General features: G+C 71.3%; 16 protein-coding genes. 5 read left to right on the top strand and 11 right to left on the bottom strand.

What is annotated here, in order from left to right:
- Positions 1 to 27 precede the first annotated feature (27 nt).
- On the top strand, positions 28 to 561 hold the full coding sequence (locus tag AB0M93_RS48245; protein WP_364288167.1) for a methylated-DNA--[protein]-cysteine S-methyltransferase: 534 nt from the start codon (positions 28 to 30) through the stop codon (positions 559 to 561).
- Between the two features lie 138 nt (positions 562 to 699).
- On the opposite strand, the gene AB0M93_RS48240 is transcribed toward AB0M93_RS48245, so the two are convergent.
- The 3 genes from AB0M93_RS48240 to lysX all read right to left on the bottom strand — a co-directional run bounded on the left by AB0M93_RS48240 (position 700) and on the right by lysX (position 5,304).
- The gene (locus AB0M93_RS48240; protein WP_364288164.1) at positions 700 to 1,290 is read right to left on the bottom strand and encodes a DinB family protein; all 591 of its coding nucleotides are present in this window, start codon (positions 1,288 to 1,290) and stop codon (positions 700 to 702) included.
- Between the two features lie 59 nt (positions 1,291 to 1,349).
- Complete coding sequence (locus AB0M93_RS48235; RefSeq protein WP_364288161.1) at positions 1,350 to 1,916, bottom strand: hypothetical protein; 567 nt, start codon at positions 1,914 to 1,916, stop codon at positions 1,350 to 1,352.
- Positions 1,917 to 1,980: 64 nt separating this feature from the next.
- Positions 1,981 to 5,304 carry a bifunctional lysylphosphatidylglycerol synthetase/lysine--tRNA ligase LysX gene (lysX, locus tag AB0M93_RS48230; protein WP_364288197.1) on the bottom strand — a complete coding sequence of 1,108 codons (3,324 nt, stop codon included), beginning with the start codon at positions 5,302 to 5,304 and terminating at the stop codon, positions 1,981 to 1,983.
- 238 nt (positions 5,305 to 5,542) lie between these two features.
- Between lysX and panB the strand changes: the two genes are divergently transcribed.
- Entirely contained in the window at positions 5,543 to 6,406 is an 864-nt protein-coding gene (gene panB, locus AB0M93_RS48225) for a 3-methyl-2-oxobutanoate hydroxymethyltransferase (protein ID WP_364288158.1), read from the top strand.
- 5 nt (positions 6,407 to 6,411) lie between these two features.
- Here the strand turns inward: panB and AB0M93_RS48220 are convergent, their stop codons facing one another.
- Both AB0M93_RS48220 and AB0M93_RS48215 read right to left on the bottom strand, forming a co-directional pair.
- Positions 6,412 to 7,275, bottom strand: coding sequence for a cytochrome c oxidase assembly protein (locus AB0M93_RS48220; RefSeq protein ID WP_364288155.1), 864 nt, complete (start codon positions 7,273 to 7,275; stop codon positions 6,412 to 6,414).
- Between the two features lies 1 nt (position 7,276).
- Positions 7,277 to 8,206, bottom strand: coding sequence for an undecaprenyl-diphosphate phosphatase (locus tag AB0M93_RS48215; protein WP_364288152.1), 930 nt, complete (start codon positions 8,204 to 8,206; stop codon positions 7,277 to 7,279).
- A 477-nt stretch (positions 8,207 to 8,683) separates the two neighbouring features.
- On the opposite strand from AB0M93_RS48215, the gene pip reads away from it, so the two are divergent.
- Positions 8,684 to 9,631: a prolyl aminopeptidase gene (gene pip / locus AB0M93_RS48210; RefSeq protein WP_364288149.1), complete on the top strand. Its 948-nt coding sequence runs from the start codon at positions 8,684 to 8,686 to the stop codon at positions 9,629 to 9,631.
- Positions 9,632 to 9,647: 16 nt separating this feature from the next.
- Here pip and AB0M93_RS48205 read toward each other — a convergent pair whose 3' ends face one another.
- The 6 genes from AB0M93_RS48205 to AB0M93_RS48180 all read right to left on the bottom strand — a co-directional run bounded on the left by AB0M93_RS48205 (position 9,648) and on the right by AB0M93_RS48180 (position 17,783).
- Positions 9,648 to 12,254 carry a tetratricopeptide repeat protein gene (locus AB0M93_RS48205; protein ID WP_364288146.1) on the bottom strand — a complete coding sequence of 869 codons (2,607 nt, stop codon included), beginning with the start codon at positions 12,252 to 12,254 and terminating at the stop codon, positions 9,648 to 9,650.
- A gap of 65 nt (positions 12,255 to 12,319) precedes the next feature.
- Positions 12,320 to 13,117, bottom strand: coding sequence for an ABC transporter permease (locus tag AB0M93_RS48200; RefSeq protein ID WP_364288143.1), 798 nt, complete (start codon positions 13,115 to 13,117; stop codon positions 12,320 to 12,322).
- An 8-nt stretch (positions 13,118 to 13,125) separates the two neighbouring features.
- Positions 13,126 to 13,965, bottom strand: coding sequence for an ABC transporter permease (locus tag AB0M93_RS48195; RefSeq protein ID WP_364288140.1), 840 nt, complete (start codon positions 13,963 to 13,965; stop codon positions 13,126 to 13,128).
- Between the two features lie 78 nt (positions 13,966 to 14,043).
- A complete protein-coding gene (locus AB0M93_RS48190) occupies positions 14,044 to 15,246 on the bottom strand; it encodes an ABC transporter substrate-binding protein (RefSeq protein ID WP_364288137.1) in 1,203 nt (400 codons plus the stop codon).
- Between the two features lie 18 nt (positions 15,247 to 15,264).
- Entirely contained in the window at positions 15,265 to 16,326 is a 1,062-nt protein-coding gene (locus tag AB0M93_RS48185) for an ABC transporter ATP-binding protein (RefSeq protein WP_364288134.1), read from the bottom strand.
- 8 nt (positions 16,327 to 16,334) lie between these two features.
- A complete protein-coding gene (locus AB0M93_RS48180) occupies positions 16,335 to 17,783 on the bottom strand; it encodes a gamma-aminobutyraldehyde dehydrogenase (RefSeq protein ID WP_364288131.1) in 1,449 nt (482 codons plus the stop codon).
- Between the two features lie 106 nt (positions 17,784 to 17,889).
- Between AB0M93_RS48180 and AB0M93_RS48175 the strand changes: the two genes are divergently transcribed.
- Positions 17,890 to 18,624, top strand: coding sequence for an FCD domain-containing protein (locus AB0M93_RS48175; RefSeq protein WP_364288128.1), 735 nt, complete (start codon positions 17,890 to 17,892; stop codon positions 18,622 to 18,624).
- 34 nt (positions 18,625 to 18,658) lie between these two features.
- Positions 18,659 to 19,363, top strand: a complete 705-nt coding sequence (locus tag AB0M93_RS48170) for a cache domain-containing protein (RefSeq protein ID WP_364288125.1) — start codon at positions 18,659 to 18,661, stop codon at positions 19,361 to 19,363.
- The last annotated feature ends 89 nt before the right edge of the window (positions 19,364 to 19,452 follow it).

Genomic DNA, 19,452 nt, shown 5'->3' with positions numbered 1-19,452 from the left:
GTCGTACCCCGGTCGTATCGTGACGGGATGACTGTGGGGTTCACCGTGTTCGACACGGCGATCGGGGTGTGCGGGCTGGCGTGGCGCGACGACGTCGTGATCGGGACGTCGCTGCCCGAGGGCGGTGCGGAGCGGACCCGCGCCTGGCTGCTGCGGCGGTTCCCGGACGCCGTCGAGGGGACGCCGCCGGGGGCGGTGCGGGACGCCGTGGACGGGATCGTGGCGCTGCTGGGCGGCGAGCGTCGCGATCTGACGTCAGTGTCGCTCGATTTTTCCGGCGTGCCCGCGTTCAACCAGCGTGCGTACGAGGTCGCGCGGGCGATCCCGCCGGGCAAGACGCTGACCTACGGCGACATCGCGCACCGGCTCGGGCAGCCGGGGTCGGCGCAGGCCGTCGGGCAGGCGATGGGGCACAACCCGTTCCCGATCATCGTGCCCTGCCACCGGGTGCTGGCGGCCGGCGGGAAGGACGGCGGGTTCTCGGCGCGGGGCGGCGTCGGGACGAAACGCCGGATGCTCGTGATCGAGGGCGCGCTGGCGGACGAGCCGACGCTGTTCTGAGCCGCCCGGCCGTGCGCGGACGGGCATCACGCGTGACTGGGGAGGCATCACGCGTGACTGGAGGGTCGGCTCGCGTGACTAGAGGGTCGGCACGCGTGACTAGAGGGTCGACTCGCGTACGGCGCGAGCCGAGCCGGGTCAGGCTGGTTGGGGTGCTGGGGTCCAGGGCTTGATCCAGGGGGACTCGGGCCAGCCCTCGGCCGCCGCCATCAGGGGCATGGCCGTGCCGCCGTCGATGTGCTCGCGGATGATGTCCGCGTGGCCCGCGTGGCGGGCCGTCTCCTGGATCAGGTGCAGGAGGACCCAGCGGACCGACCACGCGTCGACGTCCGGCGGGAACCACGGGACGCCCTTCGGGACCGGGACCGCCTGGCCGAGGTCGTCGATGCCCGCGATGACCTCCGCCGTGCGGGCCGCCACCTCGTCGTAGCGGGCCAGCACGCCCGCCAGCGTCTCGTCCGGGCCCAGCCGGTGCGCGGCCTGGTACTCCGCCACGGCCTCGCCGAACGGCTTCTGCGGCACCTGCAGCACCGTGTCCATCCAGCCGTACTCGGTCATCGCGACGTGCTTGATCAGCCCGCCCACCGACAGCGTGCTCTTCGTCGAGGCGAGTCTCGCCTGCTCGTCGGTCAGCCCGTGTGCCGCCAATTTGAGCACGTACCGCTGCTGCTCCAGGAAGCTCAGCAGCCCGTCACGCTCGTCGGCCACCGGGCGCACGTTTCCGGCCATGTCGATCCTTCCGCCTTGGGACACTGCGGCGATCGTGCCACCCGGCACCGACAATTTCGCTACCGGTGCGCGTGACGCGGCGCCGGCTTCACGAAGGCGTACGCCCCGCCGATGCTGTACAGCGCGGCGCGGACCACCAGCTGGAGCCGCGTGAACACGCCCTCGAACGTGTCCAGCTGCCGGGCGAGCACGACGGCCAGCCAGGTGGCCATCACGATCACCAGGCCGGCGACCGCCAGCGCGCGCCAGCCCGGCGGCCACCACAGGATCAGGCTGATCACCCCGGCCACGAGGACGACGCTCAGCAGCGACGACCAGACGTCGCTGCGCTCGGGGTAGGCGGCCTGGAGCAGCACCACGACGCCGAACGCGCTCACCGAGATGGAACTGAGCCGCGCCGACCACTGGACCGGCCCCAGCCGGTGCAGCGGCGGCCCGGCGAGCAGGAACGCCACGCCCGACACCGCGAGCAGGATCCGGAACACCGGCGGGCCGCCGAGCAGGGCCTCGGCCGGGTCCTGCACCGGGGACACGCCCGTCGGCAGGAAGAATTCCAGCAGCCAGCCCGAATACGCGAGGACGGCCACCCCTATCAAGAGGGCCGAGGCGATTCGAGCCGTGCGCACGAGGCACACAGTAAGCGACCTCCCGCGCCCCGGCCGAGTCACCGTGACCAGGTCGACCGATCCGTTATGCCTGCGGACGGACGAAGGGGAACAGGACTGTCTGGCGGATGGAGGCTCCGGTGAGCATCATGAGCAGCCGGTCGACGCCCAGGCCGAGGCCGCCGGTGGGCGGCATGCCGTGCTCCAGGGCCAGCAGGAAGTCCTCGTCCAGCTCCATCGCCTCGACGTCGCCGCTGGCCGCGCGCAGCGACTGCGCCTCCAGCCGCCGCCGCTGCTCGATCGGGTCGGTCAGCTCGGTGTAGGCGGTGCCGACCTCGGAGCCGAACGCGATCAGGTCCCAGCGCTCGGCCAGCCGCGGGTCCGCGCGGTGCTGGCGGGTCAGCGGCGAGACGTCGGTCGGGTAGTCGGTGTAGAACGTCGGCAGCACGGTCGCGCCCTCGACGAGGTGCTCGAACGCCTTGAGCACCAGGTCGCCGTGGCTCGGGTCCTCCCCCACCGGCACCCCGGCGGCGACGCACAGCCGGCGCAGGTCGGCCACCGGCGTCCCCGAGTCGATCTCCTCGCCGAACACCGCCGAAACGGCCTGGTGCACCGGGACCACCGGCCAGTCGCCCGAGATGTCGTGCTCGACGAGCTTGCCGTCGGCGTCGGGCCGCCGCACGACCTGGGCGCCGTACGCCGCCTCGGCCGCGTGCTGGACGAGCTCGCGGGTCAGGTTCCGCATCGTGTCGTAGTCGGCGTACGCCTGGTACGCCTCGAGCATCGTGAACTCGGGGTTGTGGGTCGCGTCGACGCCTTCGTTGCGGAAGTTGCGGTTGAGCTCGAAGACGCGCTCGACGCCGGCCACGCACAGCCGCTTGAGGTACAGCTCGGGCGCGATCCGCAGGTACATCCGCATGTCGTAGGCGTTGATGTGGGTGACGAACGGCCGGGCGTTGGCGCCGCCGTGGACCGTCTGCAGCATCGGCGTCTCGACCTCGAGGTAGTCGGCGTGGTGCAGCCGGTCGCGCACCGCGCGGACCACGGTGGACCGCAGCCGCAGCATGTTCGTCGAGTCCGGGTTGACCGCCAGGTCGAGGTAGCGCTGCCGGACCCGCGTCTCCGGGTCGGTGAGGCCCTTGCGCTTGTCGGGCAGCGGGTGCAGGCACTTCGCGGTGACCGTCCACTCGTCGACGAGCACCGAGAGCTCGCCCCGCTTCGACGTCACGACCTGGCCGCTGACGCCGACGTGGTCGCCGAGGTCGACGCCGGTCCGCCAGCGGGTCAGGTCCAGCTCGCCGGCTTCGAGCATCAGCTGGATCTCGCCGCTGAAGTCCTTGACCCGGGCGAAGCACAGGCCGCCGAGGATGCGCAGGTTCAGCACCCGCCCGGCGATCCGGACGCGGTGCCCGGTGGCGGTGTCCGGGGTCAGGTCGCCGAACTTCGCCACGACGTCGCCGATGTGGTCGTCGCGCCGGAACCCGACCGGGTACGGGTCGATGCCGGCCTCGCGCAGCTTGGCGAGCTTGGCGATGCGGACGCGGACCTGCTCGGGCCGCCGCACCGGCTTCGCCGCCGGTGCCGACGCCGACTCCTCGATCTCCTTGACGCGCGCGACGAAGTCGTCGTCGACCGTCTCCAGCCGCAGCGACCGCGCCCGTCCGGTCGGGACGAACCCTTCGAGCGCGCCCGCGACGATGCCGACGCGCGGCAGCCGCCGGGCCGAGGAGTAGCAGAGGAACCGCGGCTCCCAGTCCGGTCCGTACTTGGCGTTGGACCGGTACAGCGACTCCAGCTGGAAGAACCGCGAGAACACGCTCAGGATGCCGCGCCAGGCCCGCAGCACCGGGCCCGCGCCGATCCGCTCGCCCTCGGAGAACACCGCGCGGAACATCGCGAAGTTGAGCGAGATCCGCTGCGCGCCGAGGTGCTGCGCGGCCGCGACGACCTCGGCGATCATGTACTCGTTGAGGCCGTTCTCGGCGTCGCGGTCGCGGCGCATGAGGTCCAGCGAAAGCCCGCGACGGCCCCACGGCACGAACGACAGCAGCCCCCGCAGCTCGCCGCGGGCGTCGTACGCCTCGACCATCACGCTGCGGCCGTCGCTGGCGTCGCCGAGGCGGCCCAGGGCCATCGAGAAGCCGCGCTCGGTCTCGGCGCCACGCCATGCCTGCGCCCGCCAGAGCAGCTCGGTCATCTCGGCCGCGGGGATCTCGCCGTGCCGGCGGACCCGCGAGGTGTACCCGGCCCGTTCGATGCGCTTGACGGCCTGGCGCACCGAGCGCCGCTCCGGCCCGGCCAGGCTGAAGTCGCGGACGTCGAGGATGGCTTCGTCGCCGATCTCCAGGGCCCGCAGCCCCGCGTCGGTGTACACCTTCGCGCCGCGCTCGCTCGCGCCGAGCACGCCCGGGGTCCAGCCGTAGGTGCGCGTCTCGTCGAGCCACGCGCGGACCGCGTCGGGCCACGCCTCCGGGTCGCCGACCGGGTCGGCGCTGGCGACGCTGGTGCCGCCGAGGACGCGGTAGGTCACCGCCGCGCGGCCGTTCGGGGCGAAGACGACGCTCTTGTCACGCCGGGTCGCGAAGTAGCCGAGGGAGTCGTCCTCGCCGTGTTCGGCGAGCAGGCGGCGCAGGCGCAGCTCCTCGTCGTCGGTGCGCAGGCCGCGGCTGCGCACGCCGCGGAAGAGCATGTACAGCGCTGCTGTGGCGACCACGGTCGCGCTGAGGTCGAGGAAGACGTCGAGCCAGCCCGGTCCCTCGCCGACGCCGATCCGGCGCAGCTGCAGGTTCTCGCCTGTGGCGTGGTTGACGACCCAGGCGAACCGCTCCCACGTGTCGCCGAGGTGGCCCGGGAACGTCTCCGCCAGCCCCCAGCCGACCAGGATGACCACCGTGAAGCCGCCGAGCAGCATGGTCAGGCCGTCGCGCCAGGCGCTCGGCGCGAGCCGGGCCGGGAAGGCCGGGCGCAGCGCGAGCAGGAACACGATCAGCGCGATCGAGGCGATGTCGGCCAGGGTGAGCACCCACAGCTGCGCCGGGATGTGCCGGACCTGCTTCGGGCCGAGCGTCAGCAGTTCGGGTGACCACAGCAGGGTCGCCTGCAAGGCCAAGGTGAGCACCAGGCCGCCGACCTGGAACAGCACCAGCGTGTACAGCGCCGCCTTCTTGCGGCGGCGCAGGGCGCCGCCGAGGACGACCAGCAGCAGGACCATGACCAGGCTCGCGCTGGTGGGCACGCTGAGGGCGGAGAAGGCCATGTCGATGCCGTTGAGAAGGCGTCCGTGCGGGCCGTTGGTGAACAGCAGGATCACCGAGAACACGGCGGCCAGCTGCACGACGGTCGCGGTGATGCCGCCGGCCTTCGCCTTCCAGGCGGGAAGGCGCGGACGCGAGCTCGCGAGGTTTCCCATGGGTGGTTTCGTCGCCTTTCGCGGGCGTTCGGTGGTCATGCCCTCTTCTTGACGTAAGTGAAGCCGGATCGGTTGTCCCCCGACATCAACCTGAAGGCTGACGCCTCATGGTCCTCGGGGGTGTGAAGCTGGTCGCAGGCGGTTGGGGCCGGTCCGGGGGCGTGTCACTCTGTGAGACGCCTCTGCTCCACGACCCGGGGACCTCACCGAGGCCTCGAGGGAAGGACGGTCGACGACGATGTCTGCCAGCGCCGAAGAACCCGCCCCCTACGGCACCGGACCCGCCGCCACCCCGGCGCCGGGCCGGAAGGTCCGTGTCCACCACCTGCGTGAGCTCAAGGAACGCGGCGAACCGTGGCCCATGCTCACCGCCTACGACATGTACACCGCCGCCCTGTTCGACGAGGCCGGGATCCCCGTGCTGCTCGTCGGCGACTCCGCGGCCAACAACGTGTTCGGCTACGACACCTCGCTGCCGGTGACGGTGGACGAGCTGCTGCCGCTGGTCCGGGCGGTCACGCGGTCGGTCAAGCGGGCCCTGGTGGTCGCCGACCTGCCGTTCGGCTCCTACCAGCTCTCGCCGCAGCAGGCGCTGGAAACCTCGGTGCGGTTCATGAAAGAGGGTCGAGCGCACGCCGTCAAGCTCGAAGGTGGGCGGCGGTTCGCCCCGCACGTCGAGGCGCTGACCTCGGCCGGGGTGCCGGTGATGGGGCACATCGGGTTCACCCCGCAGAGCGAGCACAACCTCGGCGGCTACCGGGTGCAGGGGCGCGGCGAAGCGGCGGACGTGCTGCTCGCCGACGCGCTGGCGCTGCAGGAGGCCGGGGCGTTCGCGGTCGTGATGGAGATGGTGCCCGCCGAGGCCGCCAAGCGCGTCACGGCCGAGCTGAAGATCCCGACAGTCGGTATCGGCGCCGGCCCGGACTGCGACGCCCAGGTGCTCGTCTGGCAGGACATGGCCGGGCTGCGGCGCGGCAAGGCGCCCCGGTTCGTCAAGCGCTACGCCGATGTCGCGACGGTGCTGCAGAACGCGGCGACGGCGTTCGCCGAGGACGTCCGGCGCGGGGAGTTCCCGGCGCCGGAGCACGCGTTCCACGACTAGGGCGGTCACCGGCGCTTGAACCGTTCCGCGAGCGCCGGGTCGTTCTCCCACCACAGCCCCGGCGACGCCCCGGCGCCTTCGTCTTCGTCCAGCTGGGCGTCGATCTGCTTCGCGCGCCGGGCGTCGTCGCGGGCCCACCGGACGAACAGCGCCACCACGAACGGCAGGCCGGCGACGTCGCCGCCGATCCACAGCACGCCCGCGCCGATGATCTGGTCGGTGCGCGGGTCGGGCCCCCAGCCGGGGTGCGCGGCCGCGTAGTGCGCGGGCGCGAGCAGCGGGCCCAGCCACAGCACCAGGCCGAGCGCGCCGTCGAAGACGACCTCGGTGAACGCGATCCACACCGACACCAGGTGCGGGTCCTCCCGCGGCGTCGGATCGAGGCCCAGGCGCGTCCAGAAGTACGTGAAGCCGGCGCCGACGAGCACCAGCCGGACCAGGCCGTCGACGAGCGGCGAGCGCAGCGTGAGGTCGTAGAGCGGGGTCAGGTAGAGCACGAGCACCGGCGCGACCAGGACGACCGTGACGACCGGCGGGAACGTCAGCGCGCGGGCGAGCGGGCCACGGCCGTGGCGCCGCAGCCAGGCGGCGCGCGGGAGGCTGTCCAGGAGCAGCCGGACGGGCGCGCCCAGTGCGAGCAGCAGCGGCGTGATCATCAGCAGCGTGACCGTCTGGACCGCGCGGACCCAGAAGAACGTCGTGTCGTAGACCGCCAGCGGGGAGCAGGTGACGACGACGATCGTGGCGAGCCCGGCGAGGAACGCCGTCGTGCGGCCCGGCGGCCAGTTCCGGCCGCGGGCCGCGCGGACGTAGAGCGTGCCCAGGACGAGCACGCAGCCGGCTGCCGGAGCGTCGAACGTCAGTGGCACGTCAGACCGCGAAGAAGATCAGGCTGCCGATTCCGGCGACCACGCAGTAAATGGCGAACGGGGTCAGCGTGCGCGTCTCGAAGTATCCGGTGAGGAACCGGACAGAAATGTACGAAGCGACCCCGGCGACGACGCTGCCGACGAGGGCCGGGCCGAGCGATGCGTGGTTCTCCGGGGCGAACAGCGCCGGCATCTTCAGCACGCCGGCGGCCAGGATGACCGGCGTGGCGAGCAGGAACGCGAACCGCGCGGCGTCCTCGTGGCCGAGCCCGCGGCGCAGGCCGGCGACCATCGTGATGCCCGAGCGGCTGATGCCCGGCAGCAGCGCGAGGATCTGCGCGGCGCCGATCAGCACCGCCTCGCCGACCCGCAGCTTCGCCAGCCGGACGTCGGTCTGCTCCTCGACGGAAATCGCGCGCATCACCATCGTGTCCTCGGCCGAAAAGTCCACTGTGTCCTCTTCGGCGGCCGCCTTGCTGGGCCGGGAAAACTTCTCGGCGGCGTACAGGACACCGCCGTTGAGAGCGAGGAAGATCGCCGACGGCACCGGCTTGCCGAGGTAGTCGCGCAGCAGGCCTTCGAAGAGCAGCCCGGCCAGCCCGACCGGGATGGTGGCGAGCACCAGCAGCCACGCGAGCCGCTGGTCCGGGGTGCGCACCTCGCGGCGGCGGATCGACGTCCACAGGCCGCCGATGATCCGCACCCAGTCCTTGCGGAAGAACAGGACAAGCGCGAGCGCGGTGGCGACGTGCATCGCCACCAGGACCGCCAGGTACGGCGAATCCTTGCCGATGCTCAGGTCCCGCTGCCACGACCCGCCGAGCCAGGCGGGCAGCAGGATGCTGTGGCCGAGACTGGACACCGGAAACAATTCCGACACCCCTTGCAAGGCGCCGACGACAATCGCCTCGACATAGGCCACCGCGGACATTCCGTACCCCTTTTTCGACAATCCCGACACCGGAAAGTACCGGCCCATTCGTTAGCTCCGGGCAAGGGGGACCGGGCGGCTCAGCGTCCTCACAGCTGGCGTTCACATGCATGAACATCAGTCATGTTCTTGACTGGTGTTCGACTCGTGGCTTAGCGTTTAGCCCGTCGCCGCCACGACGAAGCATCGAACCTCGACGAGGAGGACGGGAAATGCGTGTGCGGATCGCCGGCCGTCGTGACCACTCCGACGGCACCGACCAGGTCTCTGTCCTCCGGGAGTTCGCGGACGCGGCCGCCTGCCGCTGACGCGTCACGGACGGGGACCCGCTCAGCCCGGCGGCGGGGGCGGGTCCCCACCTTCTTGGTCGTCGTCCCGGCGCCCGGCGGCGAGGCGCCGGGGCGGCGGCCAGGGCACAGTTTCTCGTTCGGGGCTACGGGTGGCGGCGCTCGCGGCCCCGGATGTCACAGTGACGGCATGGACGAGCTCTACCCGCCGATCCCGCCGCGCGCCGAAGGGTTCCTGGACGTCGGCGACGGGCACCGGATCCGGTGCCAGGAGGCGGGCAACCCGGCCGGGAAGCCGGTCGTGGTCCTGCACGGCGGCCCCGGCAGCGGGATCGCCCCGATCACCCGGCGCCACTTCGACCCGGCCGCCTACCGGATCATCCAGTTCGACCAGCGCGGGGCCGGCGCGTCGACGCCGGGCGCGGACGACCTCACGGCCAACACCCTGTGGCACCTGGTCGCCGACATGGAGGTCCTGCGCGAACGGCTCGGCATCGAGCGGTGGCAGCTCTTCGGCGGCTCGTGGGGCACGACGCTGGCCCTCGCATACGCCGAGACGCACCCTTCGCGGGTCAGCGAAATCATCCTGCGCGGAGTGTTCACGGTCCGCCGGAGCGAGCTGGACTGGATCTACCGCGGCGGCGCGGCCAACTTGTTCCCCCGCGAGTGGGAGGCATTCCTGGCCCCGCTCCCGCCCGCGTCGCGCGACGACCCGCTGGCGGCGTACGCCCGGCTGCTCGACGACCCGGCCGAGGAAGTCCGCAACCGCGCGGCGGTGGCGTGGAGCACGTGGGAGGGCGCGACGGTCTCGGTGGTGCCGCAGGAGTCGTTCGTCCGCCAGTACGCGGATCCGGCGTTCGCGCTGACGTTCGCCCGGCTCGCGGTCCACTACTTCCGCCACGGCGCCTGGCTCGACGAGGGCCAGCTGATCCGCGACGCGGGCAAGCTGGCGGGCATCCCGGGCGTGCTCGTCCAGGGCCGCTTCGACGCGGTGTGCCCGCCGATCACGGCGTACGAGCTGCACCGCGCGTGGCCCGGTTCGGAGCTGAAGCTGCTGGAGGGCGCCGGGCACGCGGCCACGGACCCGGGCGTGCTGGCCGCGTTGCGCGCGGCGACGGACGCGTTCCGGCCGGGGTGACCGCACGGGCAGCCGGTCATGTCGGCAGGGCGGTCAGCTTCCTCGCCACCCTGCTCACGTCTTCGTGCTTGAGCTCCTCCAGGATCACCCGGCACTCCTGCCAGGCCCGCTCGGCCGACGCGAAGTCCCCCACGGCGTGCTGGGTGTCCCCGAGCTGTTCCAAGGCGTGCGCCGTCCAGTACCGGTCGCCGAGCCGCTGGTCGATCTCGAGGGAGTCCTGGAAACACCGCAGGGCCCGGGCCGGCCGGCCCAGCCGCCGTTCGATCACCCCGATGTTGATCAGCACGTCCGCCCGGCCCTCCGAATGCCCGACCGTCGTGTAGTACCCGAGCGCGCGCTCGCACAGCGGCAGCGCCACCTGGTCGTGCCCCAGCAGGTGGAGTTGCCTGCCCATGGCGTTCAGGGTGTCGGCGTGGCCAAGGAGGTTGTCCCCGTTCCGGACCAGCCGCCAGGCACGATGCGCGTGCCGGAACGCCTCGAGGGGGCGGCCCTGCGGCTCGAGGACCCGGGCGAACGCCAGGTGCGTGGCCACCGAAGCGCCGCAATGGCCCAGTTCGCCGAACAACGCGGCGGCTTCCTGAAGGTGGCCGAGCGCCTGCTCCGCGTGCCCCAGCCGAGCCAACGCCGGCCCCAGATCGCGTGAGGCGGTCGCCTGCCCCTCGACGTCGCCCGCACTCCGGGCCGCGGCGAGAGCGATCTGGTGAACGGCGACCCGCTCGTGCCATCGGCCGCTTCGCCGCAGGAACGTCGTGCACGCCAAGGCGAGCCGCCAGGTCAAGGCGGCGAATCCCTGTTCCGCCGCGAAGGCGACCACGGCCAGGAGCGTGGCGCACTCGTCGCCGAACCACCGGATTGCTTCCTCGTAGGTGGTGATGGCCGGCAGATCGCGGCCGCGCAGAGACTGCGGCGTACGCATCAGCTCGTTCCGGCACGGCTGGATCACGCAGTCCGCCAGCTCGGCGGCACGCAGGTAGTACTCGATGAACTGCCTGGCGGCTTCGTGCTGGTCGGCCGCCCGGGGTTCGGCCTGGGTGAGCTCGGTCGCGTACGCTCTCAGCAGGTCGTGGAACCGGTATCGGCCCGGCACGTGCTCGGCCACGAGGTGGGTGCTGGTGAGCTCGGTCAGGACCTCGCCGGCATCGGCGGACGGCCGGACGACCGCGGCGCAGGCGTGGCGATCGATGTCGGGGCCGGGGTGCACGGCGAGCAGCCGGAACAGGCGGGCCGCCTCCTCGGAGAGGATCTCGTACGACCAGGAAAACACCGACCGCAGGCTGAGATCCGCCTCGCCGAGGTCGAGCACGTCGAGCCGGCGGCGTTCGCCGCGGAGCTCGCGGACCAGCCCGCTCAGCGGCCGGCCCGCCCGTCTCGCGGCCCGGGCGGCGACGATGCTCAAAGCCAGGGGAAGCCGCTGGCACAACTCGGCGAGCTCCGCTGCCGCTTCGGGCTCGGAGTCGACGCATTCGCGGCCGACGCGTTCCGCGAGCAGGCTGCGAGCTTCCTCCGGGGACAGCACGTCCAAGGCGATGCTGTGCGCGCCTTCCCGCACCACCAGCCCGTCCAGCCGGCGCCGGCTGGTCACCAGCACCAGGCTGGCCGTCCCGGCCGGGAGCAGCGGCCGCACGTGGTCGGCCGACCGGGCGTTGTCGAGGACGATCACCAGCCGCCGCTCGGCGACGAGGCCGCGGTACAACGCCGACCGCGCCTCCTGGTCGAGCGGGATCGCGTGGGCGTCGAGCCCGAGCGCCAGCAGGAATCCGTGCAGGACCTGGCCGGCGTCCCTCGGCTCCCGGGGATCGAACCCGTGCAGGTCGACGTAGAGCTGACCGTCGGGGAACCGGTCCTTGACCCGGTGCGCCCAGTGCAGCGCCAAGGTCGTCTTGCCGATCCCGGCGCTCCCGTCGATCGCCGTGATGACGACCGTGCCGCCGCCGGCCGAGCCGTCGCGAAGAGCCGCCAGCAGGGCCAGCTCGCGGTGGCGGCCGACGAACTGCGGGATCTTCATCGGCAGCTGGTGCGGCACGGCGTGGCCGCCCGCCGCCGGCCGCACCGGCTCGGGCGGCGGCGGTCCGGCCGAGCCTTCGAGCCGGATCCACGCGACGGTGCTCGTCTCTTTGACGTTGACGCCGACCCGCCGGTACAGGTGCCGCTCCGCGGCTCGGCTGTGCCAGACCACCTCTTCGAAAAACCACGAAGAGGCGATCACGGCGACGGCGGCCGCCGACGAAGCCACCGCGTCCTTCAACGCCGGCGCGTCCAGCAGCCGGAAGGCGAGATTGACCGAGGTCCCGGCCACGCCGTGGGCGTCGTAGTGCACCTCCCCCGCGTGCAGGGCGACCCGCAGCCGGATCCGCTCGTGCGCGCCGGCCGCCGAGTTGTGCTCTTCCAGCAGCGGGCCCAGGTTCCGGACGAAGGAATCCGCGAAGACGCTCTTCGGCACGGTCGCGGCCACCAGCACGAGCACCCCGTCGCCGCAGTCCTCGCGGTCTGAACCCGCCCAGGGGATACCGGACCGGGTGAAAGCCAGCTCCAGCAGGTGGTACAGCCCCTGCCGGATCGCCACCCGGTCCAGGTCGGCGCGCCGTGGGTCACCGTAGGCGACCACGTCCACGGCGACGATCATGCGGTGCACGGCAACCATGAGGACCAAAGCCTGAAGGCCGGCCGGCCGATTTTCAAGCAACGGGGCTAGAGCCGGCCGCCCGAAGCCGTGTCGCCGGAGAGGCGCTGGGCCAGGTACACCGGGACCGTCGATGCCACGATCAGGACCGCCGCCACCACGTTCACGATCGGGGCCTGGTTGGGGCGGAACAGGTTGTCGTAGATCCAGATCGGGAGCGTCTCCATGCCCGTGCCGAGGGTGAACGTCGTCACGATGATCTCGTCGAACGACAGCGCGAACGCCAGGAGGCCGCCCGCCAGCAACGCCGAGCGCAGCATCGGGAACGTCACCAGCCTGAACGTCGTGAAGCCCGTCGCGCCGAGGTCCATCGACGCCTCCTCCAGGTTGCCGCCCATCCTGCGCAACCGCGCGACCACGTTGTTGAACACCACCACGATGCAGAACGTCGCGTGCGCGATGATCGCCGTCAGGAGGCCGAGGTCGATGCCCAAGATGGTTCTGAACGCGTTGTTCAGCGCGATGCCCGTGACGATGCCCGGCAGCGCGATCGGCAGGATGATCAGCAGCGACACCGGGTTGCGGCCGAAGAACCGGTAGCGCTGCAGCGCGAACGCCGCCATCGTGCCGAGGACCAGGGCGATCGCCGTCGCCGCCAGGCCCGCCTCCACGCTCGTCCACAGCGCGTGCAGCGCGCCTTCGTTCGACGCCGCCCGGCTCCACCACTCGAGGGTGAAGCGCGACGGTGGCCAGCCGAACGTCGTGTCCGCGTTGACCGAGTTGAGCAGCACCACCACCAGCGGGAAGTAGATCACCGCCAGGCCGAGCCCCAGCGCCGTCCACAGCAGCACGCGGGAAGTACGCACGAGAGCTCCTAGAGGTTGTCCAGCGCGCCGGTGCGGCGCACCGCGGCCAGGTACGCGAGCATGATCACGACCGGCACCGTCGCCACCGTCGCCGCGAACGGGAGGTTGTTCGCCGCGCCGATGTTGTCGTAGACGACGTTGCCGAGCATCTGGGACGTGCCGCCGACGATCTTCACCGCGATGTAGTCGCCCAGCGACAGCGAGAACGTGAAGATCGAGCCCGCCACGATCGCCGGGAACGTCAGCGGCAGGATCACCGAGCGGAACGTCCGGAACGAGCGCGCACCGAGGTCGCCGGACGCCTCCACCAGGGAGTCCGGCAGCCGGTCGAGGCCCGCGTAGATCGGCAGGATCATGTACGGCAGCCACAGGTACGACAGCGTGATGATCGTCGCCGAGACGCCGTACCCGGGCGAAATCGAGCTCAGGGCGCCGTTGCCGGACAGCATCGAGCGCCACGCGTACGCCTTCACCAGGTAGCTGGCCCACAACGGCGTCATCACCGCGATCACCAGGATCCGCTGCGCTCGCGGCGACGCCAGCTTGGCCATCGCGTATGCCATGGGGAACGCGATGACGGCGTCGATCACCGTGACCAGCGCCGCGATCCCGACCGTGCGGAAGGTGATCGTGCGGTAGACGGCGTCGGTGAACAGGGTCTTGAAGTTGTCCAGCGACCAGTCGATGACGACCTGGCCGGTGAAGCTGTCGGTGTGCCAGAACGCCGTGACGAACAGCGCGGCGAGCGCGCCCAGGTAGGCCAGGCCGAGCCAGAGCAGCGGCGCCGACAGCAGGAAACCCAGGCGCAGCTGGGGTTTCCGGTAGAAGAAGGCGGAAACGGCGGTCATCTTGCCTCGCAGCATGAGGCCGGACGCGGCGGGCGGAGTGGGGGGGACACAGCCCGCCGCGTCCGGGGTCCGGAGGGGTCAGCCCTTGATTTCGGTCCAGGCCTTGGTCCACTCGCCGTAGTCCTTGCACTTGACGTCCGTGCGGCCGTCGAGGCACTGCGGGATCGGCGTGGTCCAGTAGGCGATCTTCGCCGCGTACGCCGCGTCACTGGCGTGGTAGGTGTCGCAGAGCGTCTTGTCCGTCATCTCCGCGCACGCCTTCGTGTTCGCCGGCGCTTCGCCGAAGTACTCGGCGACCTGGGCGTTGACCTTCGGGCTGATGATGTAGTCGAGCCACTTGTACGCGCACGTCTTGTGCGCCGACTTCGCCGCCACCATCCAGGTGTCCGACCACCCGGTCGCGCCTTCACCCGGCACGGCGGATTCGAGCGCCGCGCCTTCGCCCTTGGTCAGGTTGACCGTGACCTGCCAGGCCGTGCCGACGACGGCGTCGCCGTTCTTCAGCGCCTGTGACTCCTTGAGGTAGTCCGACCAGTACTCGGACACCAGCGGCCGCTGCTGCTTGAGCAGGTTCACCGCGGCGGTGAACTGCTTGTCGTCGAGGGCGTACGGGTTCTTGATGCCCAGGTCTGGCTGATGCGCCATCAGGTACAGGGCGGCGTCGGCGATGTAGATCGGCGAGTCGTAGGCGATCACCTTGCCCTTGTAGGGCGAGTTCGCGTCGAACATCACCGACCACGACGTCGGCGCGGGGGTCACCTTGTCGGTGCGCCAGGTCAGCAGGTTCGCGCCCCAGCCGTGCGGGATGCCGTAGGAGACGCCGCCGACGCTGTTCCACGGCTTGTTCTTCAGGAACGGCTGGACGTCGTCGTAGTTCGGGACGAGCGCGGTGTTCACCGGCTCGGCGTCTCCGGAGGCGACGAGCCGCAGCGACGCGTCGCCGGAGGCGGACACGACGTCGTACTGCCCGGTCTTCATCAGCGTGACGGCCTCATCGGAGGTGCCGAACGGCTTGACGTTGACCTTGCAGCCGGTCTGCTGCTCGAACGGCGTCACCCAGTTGACCTTCGGGTCGTTCGAGCCGTTCTCCGCGTACCCCGGCCAGGCCAGGACGTTCAGCTGGCCTTCCGGCTGGCCGAGCGCCTTCAGCGCTTCGAGCTTCGGCGGCGTGAACCCCTGCGCGCCCGGCGGCGCGGCGGAGTTCGAACCCGATGTGCCACATGCAGCCAACAGCAGGCTAACGGCGAGGAGGCCGGCAAGCCGCGTCTTCCTGTTCTTCATGGCGACCCTTTCGAGGTACTACTGGACCTGGAAGCTGTGCTCGTCGCGCCAGCTGAGCCGGACGCGGCCGCCCGCCAAGACACCGTCGGCGTTCTGCCGGACGACCGAAAGCTGCCCGCCGGCGTCGAGCGCGACGGCGTACCGCACGGTCGCCCCGGCGTAGACGACGTCGGTGACCGTGCCGGTCGCGCTGGTCTCGCCGACCGCGGCGGGTTCGGACAGCTCGTCGTCGATGCGGATCTTCTCCGGCCGGATGCTGAACAGCCCCGGCCGGCCGATGACGCTCTCGGCGCCGCGGCCGCCCAGCAGGTTCGACGTGCCGACGAACCCGGCGACGAAGGCGCTGGCGGGTCGTTCGTAGACCTCTTCCGGCGGCCCGACCTGCTCGATCCTGCCGTCGTTGAACACCGCGATCCGGTCGCTCATGGTGAGCGCCTCGTCCTGGTCGTGGGTGACGAAGACGAACGTGATGCCGACGTCCCGCTGGATCTGCTTGAGCTCCAGCTGCATCGCCTGCCGCAGCTTGAGGTCGAGCGCACCGAGGGGCTCGTCGAGCAGCAGCACCTTGGGCCGGTTGACCAGCGCGCGGGCGAGGGCGACGCGCTGGCGCTGCCCGCCGGACAGCTGCGTCGGCTTGCGCGAGCCGTAGTCCGCCAGCCGCACGGTCTGCAACGCCTCGAGCGCGCGCTCCCGGCGTTCGTGCTTCGGGACACGCTTGACGCGCAGGCCGTACTCGACGTTCTGCTGCACCGACATGTGCGGGAACAGCGCGTAGTCCTGGAACACCGTGTTGACGTCCCGCTCGAACGGCGCCAGCCGGCTGACGTCGTGGCCGTCGAGCTCGATCGTGCCCTCGGTGGGCAGCTCGAACCCGGCGATCATGCGCAGCACCGTCGTCTTGCCGGAGCCGGAGGGGCCGAGCATCGAGAAGAACTCGCCGGGCGGGATGTCGAGGTCGACACCGTCGACCGCGTGGACGTCACCGAAGTGCTTGCGCAGCCCGGAAAGCCGGATCGCCGGGCGCGTGCTTTCGGGTGCCACGGGCTCTTCGCGGGTCTCGGACGGTGCTTGGTTGGGCATCGCGACCCTCACAGTGCGCTCATCACGTGCTTGACGCGCGTGTAGTCCTCGAGGCCGTAGAGCGAGAGGTCCTTGCCGTAGCCGGACTTCTTGAACCCGCCGTGCGGCATCTCGGCGACCAGGGGGATGTGCGTGTTGATCCAGACGCAGCCGAAGTCGAGCTTCGCGGCGGCGCGCATGGCGCGCTGGTGGTCGCGGGTCCAGACCGAGGACGCGAGGCCGTACTGCACGGCGTTCGCGGCCTTCAGCGCCTCGGCTTCGCCGGAGAAGCGCTGGACGGTGATGACCGGGCCGAAGATCTCGTTCTGGCTGATCTCGTCGTCCTGGCGGACTCCGGAAACCACAGTCGGTTCGTAGAAGTAGCCCTCGTCGCCCACTCGATGTCCTCCACAGTGGACGGTCGCGTGGCCCGGCAGCCGGTCGATGAACCCGGCCACCTTCTCCAGCTGGGCCGCGTTGTTGAGCGGGCCGAACGCGACGCCCTCTTCGTCGGGCCGGCCGGTCTTGGTCTGCTGGGCCTGCCGGGTGAGCGCGGCGACGAAGGTGTCGTGCACGTCGTCGGCGACCAGCACGCGCGTGGCGGCGGTGCAGTCCTGGCCCGCGTTGAAGTAGCCCGCGACGGCGATGGCCTCGGCGGCGGCTTCGAGGTCGGCGTCGGCGAAGACGATGACCGGCGCCTTGCCGCCGAGCTCGAGGTGCACGCGTTTGACGTCGGCGGCCGCGCTGCGGGCGACTTCGATGCCGGCCCGGACCGAGCCGGTGATCGACACCATCGCCGGGATGTCGTGCTCGACCAGCGCGCGGCCGGTGTCGCGGTCGCCGCAGATCACGTTGAACACGCCCGGCGGGAAGAACTCGCCGGCGATCTCGGCCAGCAGCAGCGTCGACGCCGGGGTGGTGTCGGACGGCTTGAGCACGACCGTGTTGCCGGCCGCGAGGGCGGGCGCGATCTTCCAGATGGCCATCAGCAGGGGGTAGTTCCACGGCGTGACCTGCGCACAGACGCCGACGGGCTCGCGCCGCACGAAAGACGTGTGGCCTTCCAGGTACTCGCCCGCGGCCCGGCCTTCGAGCACGCGCGCGGCGCCGGCGAAGAACCGCACCTGGTCCAGGACCATCGGGATCTCTTCGGCCATGGTCAGCGCGATCGGCTTGCCGGTGTTCGCGGACTCGGCGCGTACGACTTCCCCGGCACGGGCTTCGAGCGCGTCGGCGAGCTTGAGCAGCGCGAGCTGGCGCTGGGCGGGCGTGGTCGTGCGCCAGGTCTCGAACGCGGTCGCGGCGACCTGCAGCGCGTTGTCGACGTCTTCGGGTCCGGCGATCGGCGCGGTGCAGTAGGGGCGGCCCGTGACCGGGTCGGCGATCTCCGCCGTCCGGCCCGATTTCGACTCGACGTGCGCGCCGCCGACGTAGTGCTTCAGCTCCTGCGGCGGGGTGGGTGGGCAGGTAGAAGACACGGTGACTCCTCGGTGCTGGCGGGGCTAAAACATATAAGTCCATATGTAATAGGACAAGAGGATCAGGCAAGATTGGTGCGAACGGGTAGTCCGGCGAAGGGGCACGATGCGCAAGGGCATGTCGCACAGCGCGCGATCCGCCATGTTCGCGCCGCTCGGCCAGGTGGGCCGGGCGGAGGCGGTGGCGGCGCGGCTGGTCGACGCCATCACGCTCGGCCTGCTAGCCGACGAAGAGCAGCTGCCCAGCGAAGCCGACCTGGCCGCCCAGTTCGGCGTCGCGACCGTGACGGTCCGGGAGGCGCTGGTGGCCTTGCGGCAGCAGGGCCTGGTCGAGACGCGGCGGGGGCGCAGCGGCGGCAGCTTCGTCCGGGCGCCGGCCAACCCGCCGCCGGACGCGTGGCGCGAGCGCTTGCGCGAGGTGTCGCTGTCCGACCTCCGGGACGTCGGCGACCACTACCTGGCGATCGCCGGGGCCGCCGCGAAGCTCGCCGCCGAGCGCAGCTCCCCCGAAGACGTCGCCCGGCTGCGGCTGGCAGCCGACGACCTCCGCACGGCGCACGGCATCGACTTCACCCGCGCCGAGCGGCAGTTCCACCTGGAGGTCGCGGCGGCCGCGCAGTCGCCGCGGCTCACACACGAAGAGGTCCACCTGCAGAGCGAGCGCGGCGGCCTGCTGTGGCTGCCGCTCGACCCGGGGGCCCACGCGCACGAGGAGCACGTGGCGATCACCGCCGCGATCGACGCCGCCGACGGCGAACTGGCCAGGAAGCTCACCGAGGAGCACATCCTCGGCGCGCTCGACCGGCTCGCGGACGTTCACCTCGACTTGCTCACCCAGTAAAATCCGGCACAATCCGCGCATCGAGGTGAGCACCGTGAACGACACCCGCACGCTGGCCGGCGACGAGGTCGTCGAGCAGGTCTCGGCGCTGGTCGAAGGGGTCTTCGAACGCCTGAAGCCGCTGCTGGCGGCGGCCGAGTCGGTGCTGGCCGACGCCCCGGCCGCGGCGGCCCTGCACCGGATCCGCCCGCAGGTCACCGAGGCGCTGGGCGGGCTGGTCATCGGCGCGGGCTTCGTCAGCGCACCGCACGTGCTGACCGACTCGGAGTTCGGCTTCGAGTGGTGGACGGGCTCTTCTTCGGAGCCGTCCCAGCTGTTCATCAGCCTCGACCCGGCGAGCGAGAACTTCCTGGACTACACGCGCCAGTCCTGGTTCACGGTCCCGCGCGACACCGGGCGGCGGCACATCAACGGCCCGTACGTGGACTACCTGTGCACCGACGAGTACACGCTGACGTTCACGATCCCGGTGGTCCGTTCCGGCGCCTTCGCCGGAGTCGTGGGCGCGGACGTGTACGTGCGCGAGTTCGAGCGGGCCGTCCGGCCGCGGTTGCGTTCGCTGGGGCGCGGGGCGGCGTTGCTGAACGCGCAGGGCCGGGTGATCGTGTCCAACAGCGTCCGGCAGCCGACCGGGTCGCTGGTGCGCGAGGCCGACGTCCCGGCGTGGTGGTCGGCGGGCGCGGAGCCGGGGCCCGGTCTGCGGCGCTGCGGCGACTCGCCGATCGTGCTGGTCAGCTAGGTGTGATGTCCGGGGAGGTTGGTCAGCCGGGTGACCGGTGGCTTGCCGCCGGTTGAGCTGTGGGGTCGATGGTGATTGTAGAAGTGCAG

Source organism: Amycolatopsis sp. NPDC051102, assembly GCF_040682815.1.
Taxonomy (GTDB): Bacteria; Actinomycetota; Actinomycetes; order Mycobacteriales; family Pseudonocardiaceae; genus Amycolatopsis.
This window is presented reverse-complemented; position numbering and strand designations above follow the sequence as displayed.

What these genes read in the sequence shown, in the direction of transcription:
- AB0M93_RS48205 (WP_364288146.1), bottom strand. Translation starts at nt 12,254, where the DNA reads ATGATCGTCGCCGTGGACGTGGTCGCCTACGGTGACCCACGGCGCGCC.
- lysX (WP_364288197.1), bottom strand. Translation starts at nt 5,304, where the DNA reads ATGGGAAACCTCGCGAGCTCGCGTCCGCGCCTTCCCGCCTGGAAGGCG.
- AB0M93_RS48240 (WP_364288164.1), bottom strand. Translation starts at nt 1,290, where the DNA reads ATGGCCGGAAACGTGCGCCCGGTGGCCGACGAGCGTGACGGGCTGCTG.
- pip (WP_364288149.1), top strand. Translation starts at nt 8,684, where the DNA reads ATGGACGAGCTCTACCCGCCGATCCCGCCGCGCGCCGAAGGGTTCCTG.
- AB0M93_RS48175 (WP_364288128.1), top strand. Translation starts at nt 17,890, where the DNA reads ATGCGCAAGGGCATGTCGCACAGCGCGCGATCCGCCATGTTCGCGCCG.
- panB (WP_364288158.1), top strand. Translation starts at nt 5,543, where the DNA reads ATGTCTGCCAGCGCCGAAGAACCCGCCCCCTACGGCACCGGACCCGCC.
- AB0M93_RS48190 (WP_364288137.1), bottom strand. Translation starts at nt 15,246, where the DNA reads ATGAAGAACAGGAAGACGCGGCTTGCCGGCCTCCTCGCCGTTAGCCTG.
- AB0M93_RS48185 (WP_364288134.1), bottom strand. Translation starts at nt 16,326, where the DNA reads ATGCCCAACCAAGCACCGTCCGAGACCCGCGAAGAGCCCGTGGCACCC.
- AB0M93_RS48245 (WP_364288167.1), top strand. Translation starts at nt 28, where the DNA reads ATGACTGTGGGGTTCACCGTGTTCGACACGGCGATCGGGGTGTGCGGG.
- AB0M93_RS48215 (WP_364288152.1), bottom strand. Translation starts at nt 8,206, where the DNA reads ATGTCCGCGGTGGCCTATGTCGAGGCGATTGTCGTCGGCGCCTTGCAA.
- AB0M93_RS48195 (WP_364288140.1), bottom strand. Translation starts at nt 13,965, where the DNA reads ATGACCGCCGTTTCCGCCTTCTTCTACCGGAAACCCCAGCTGCGCCTG.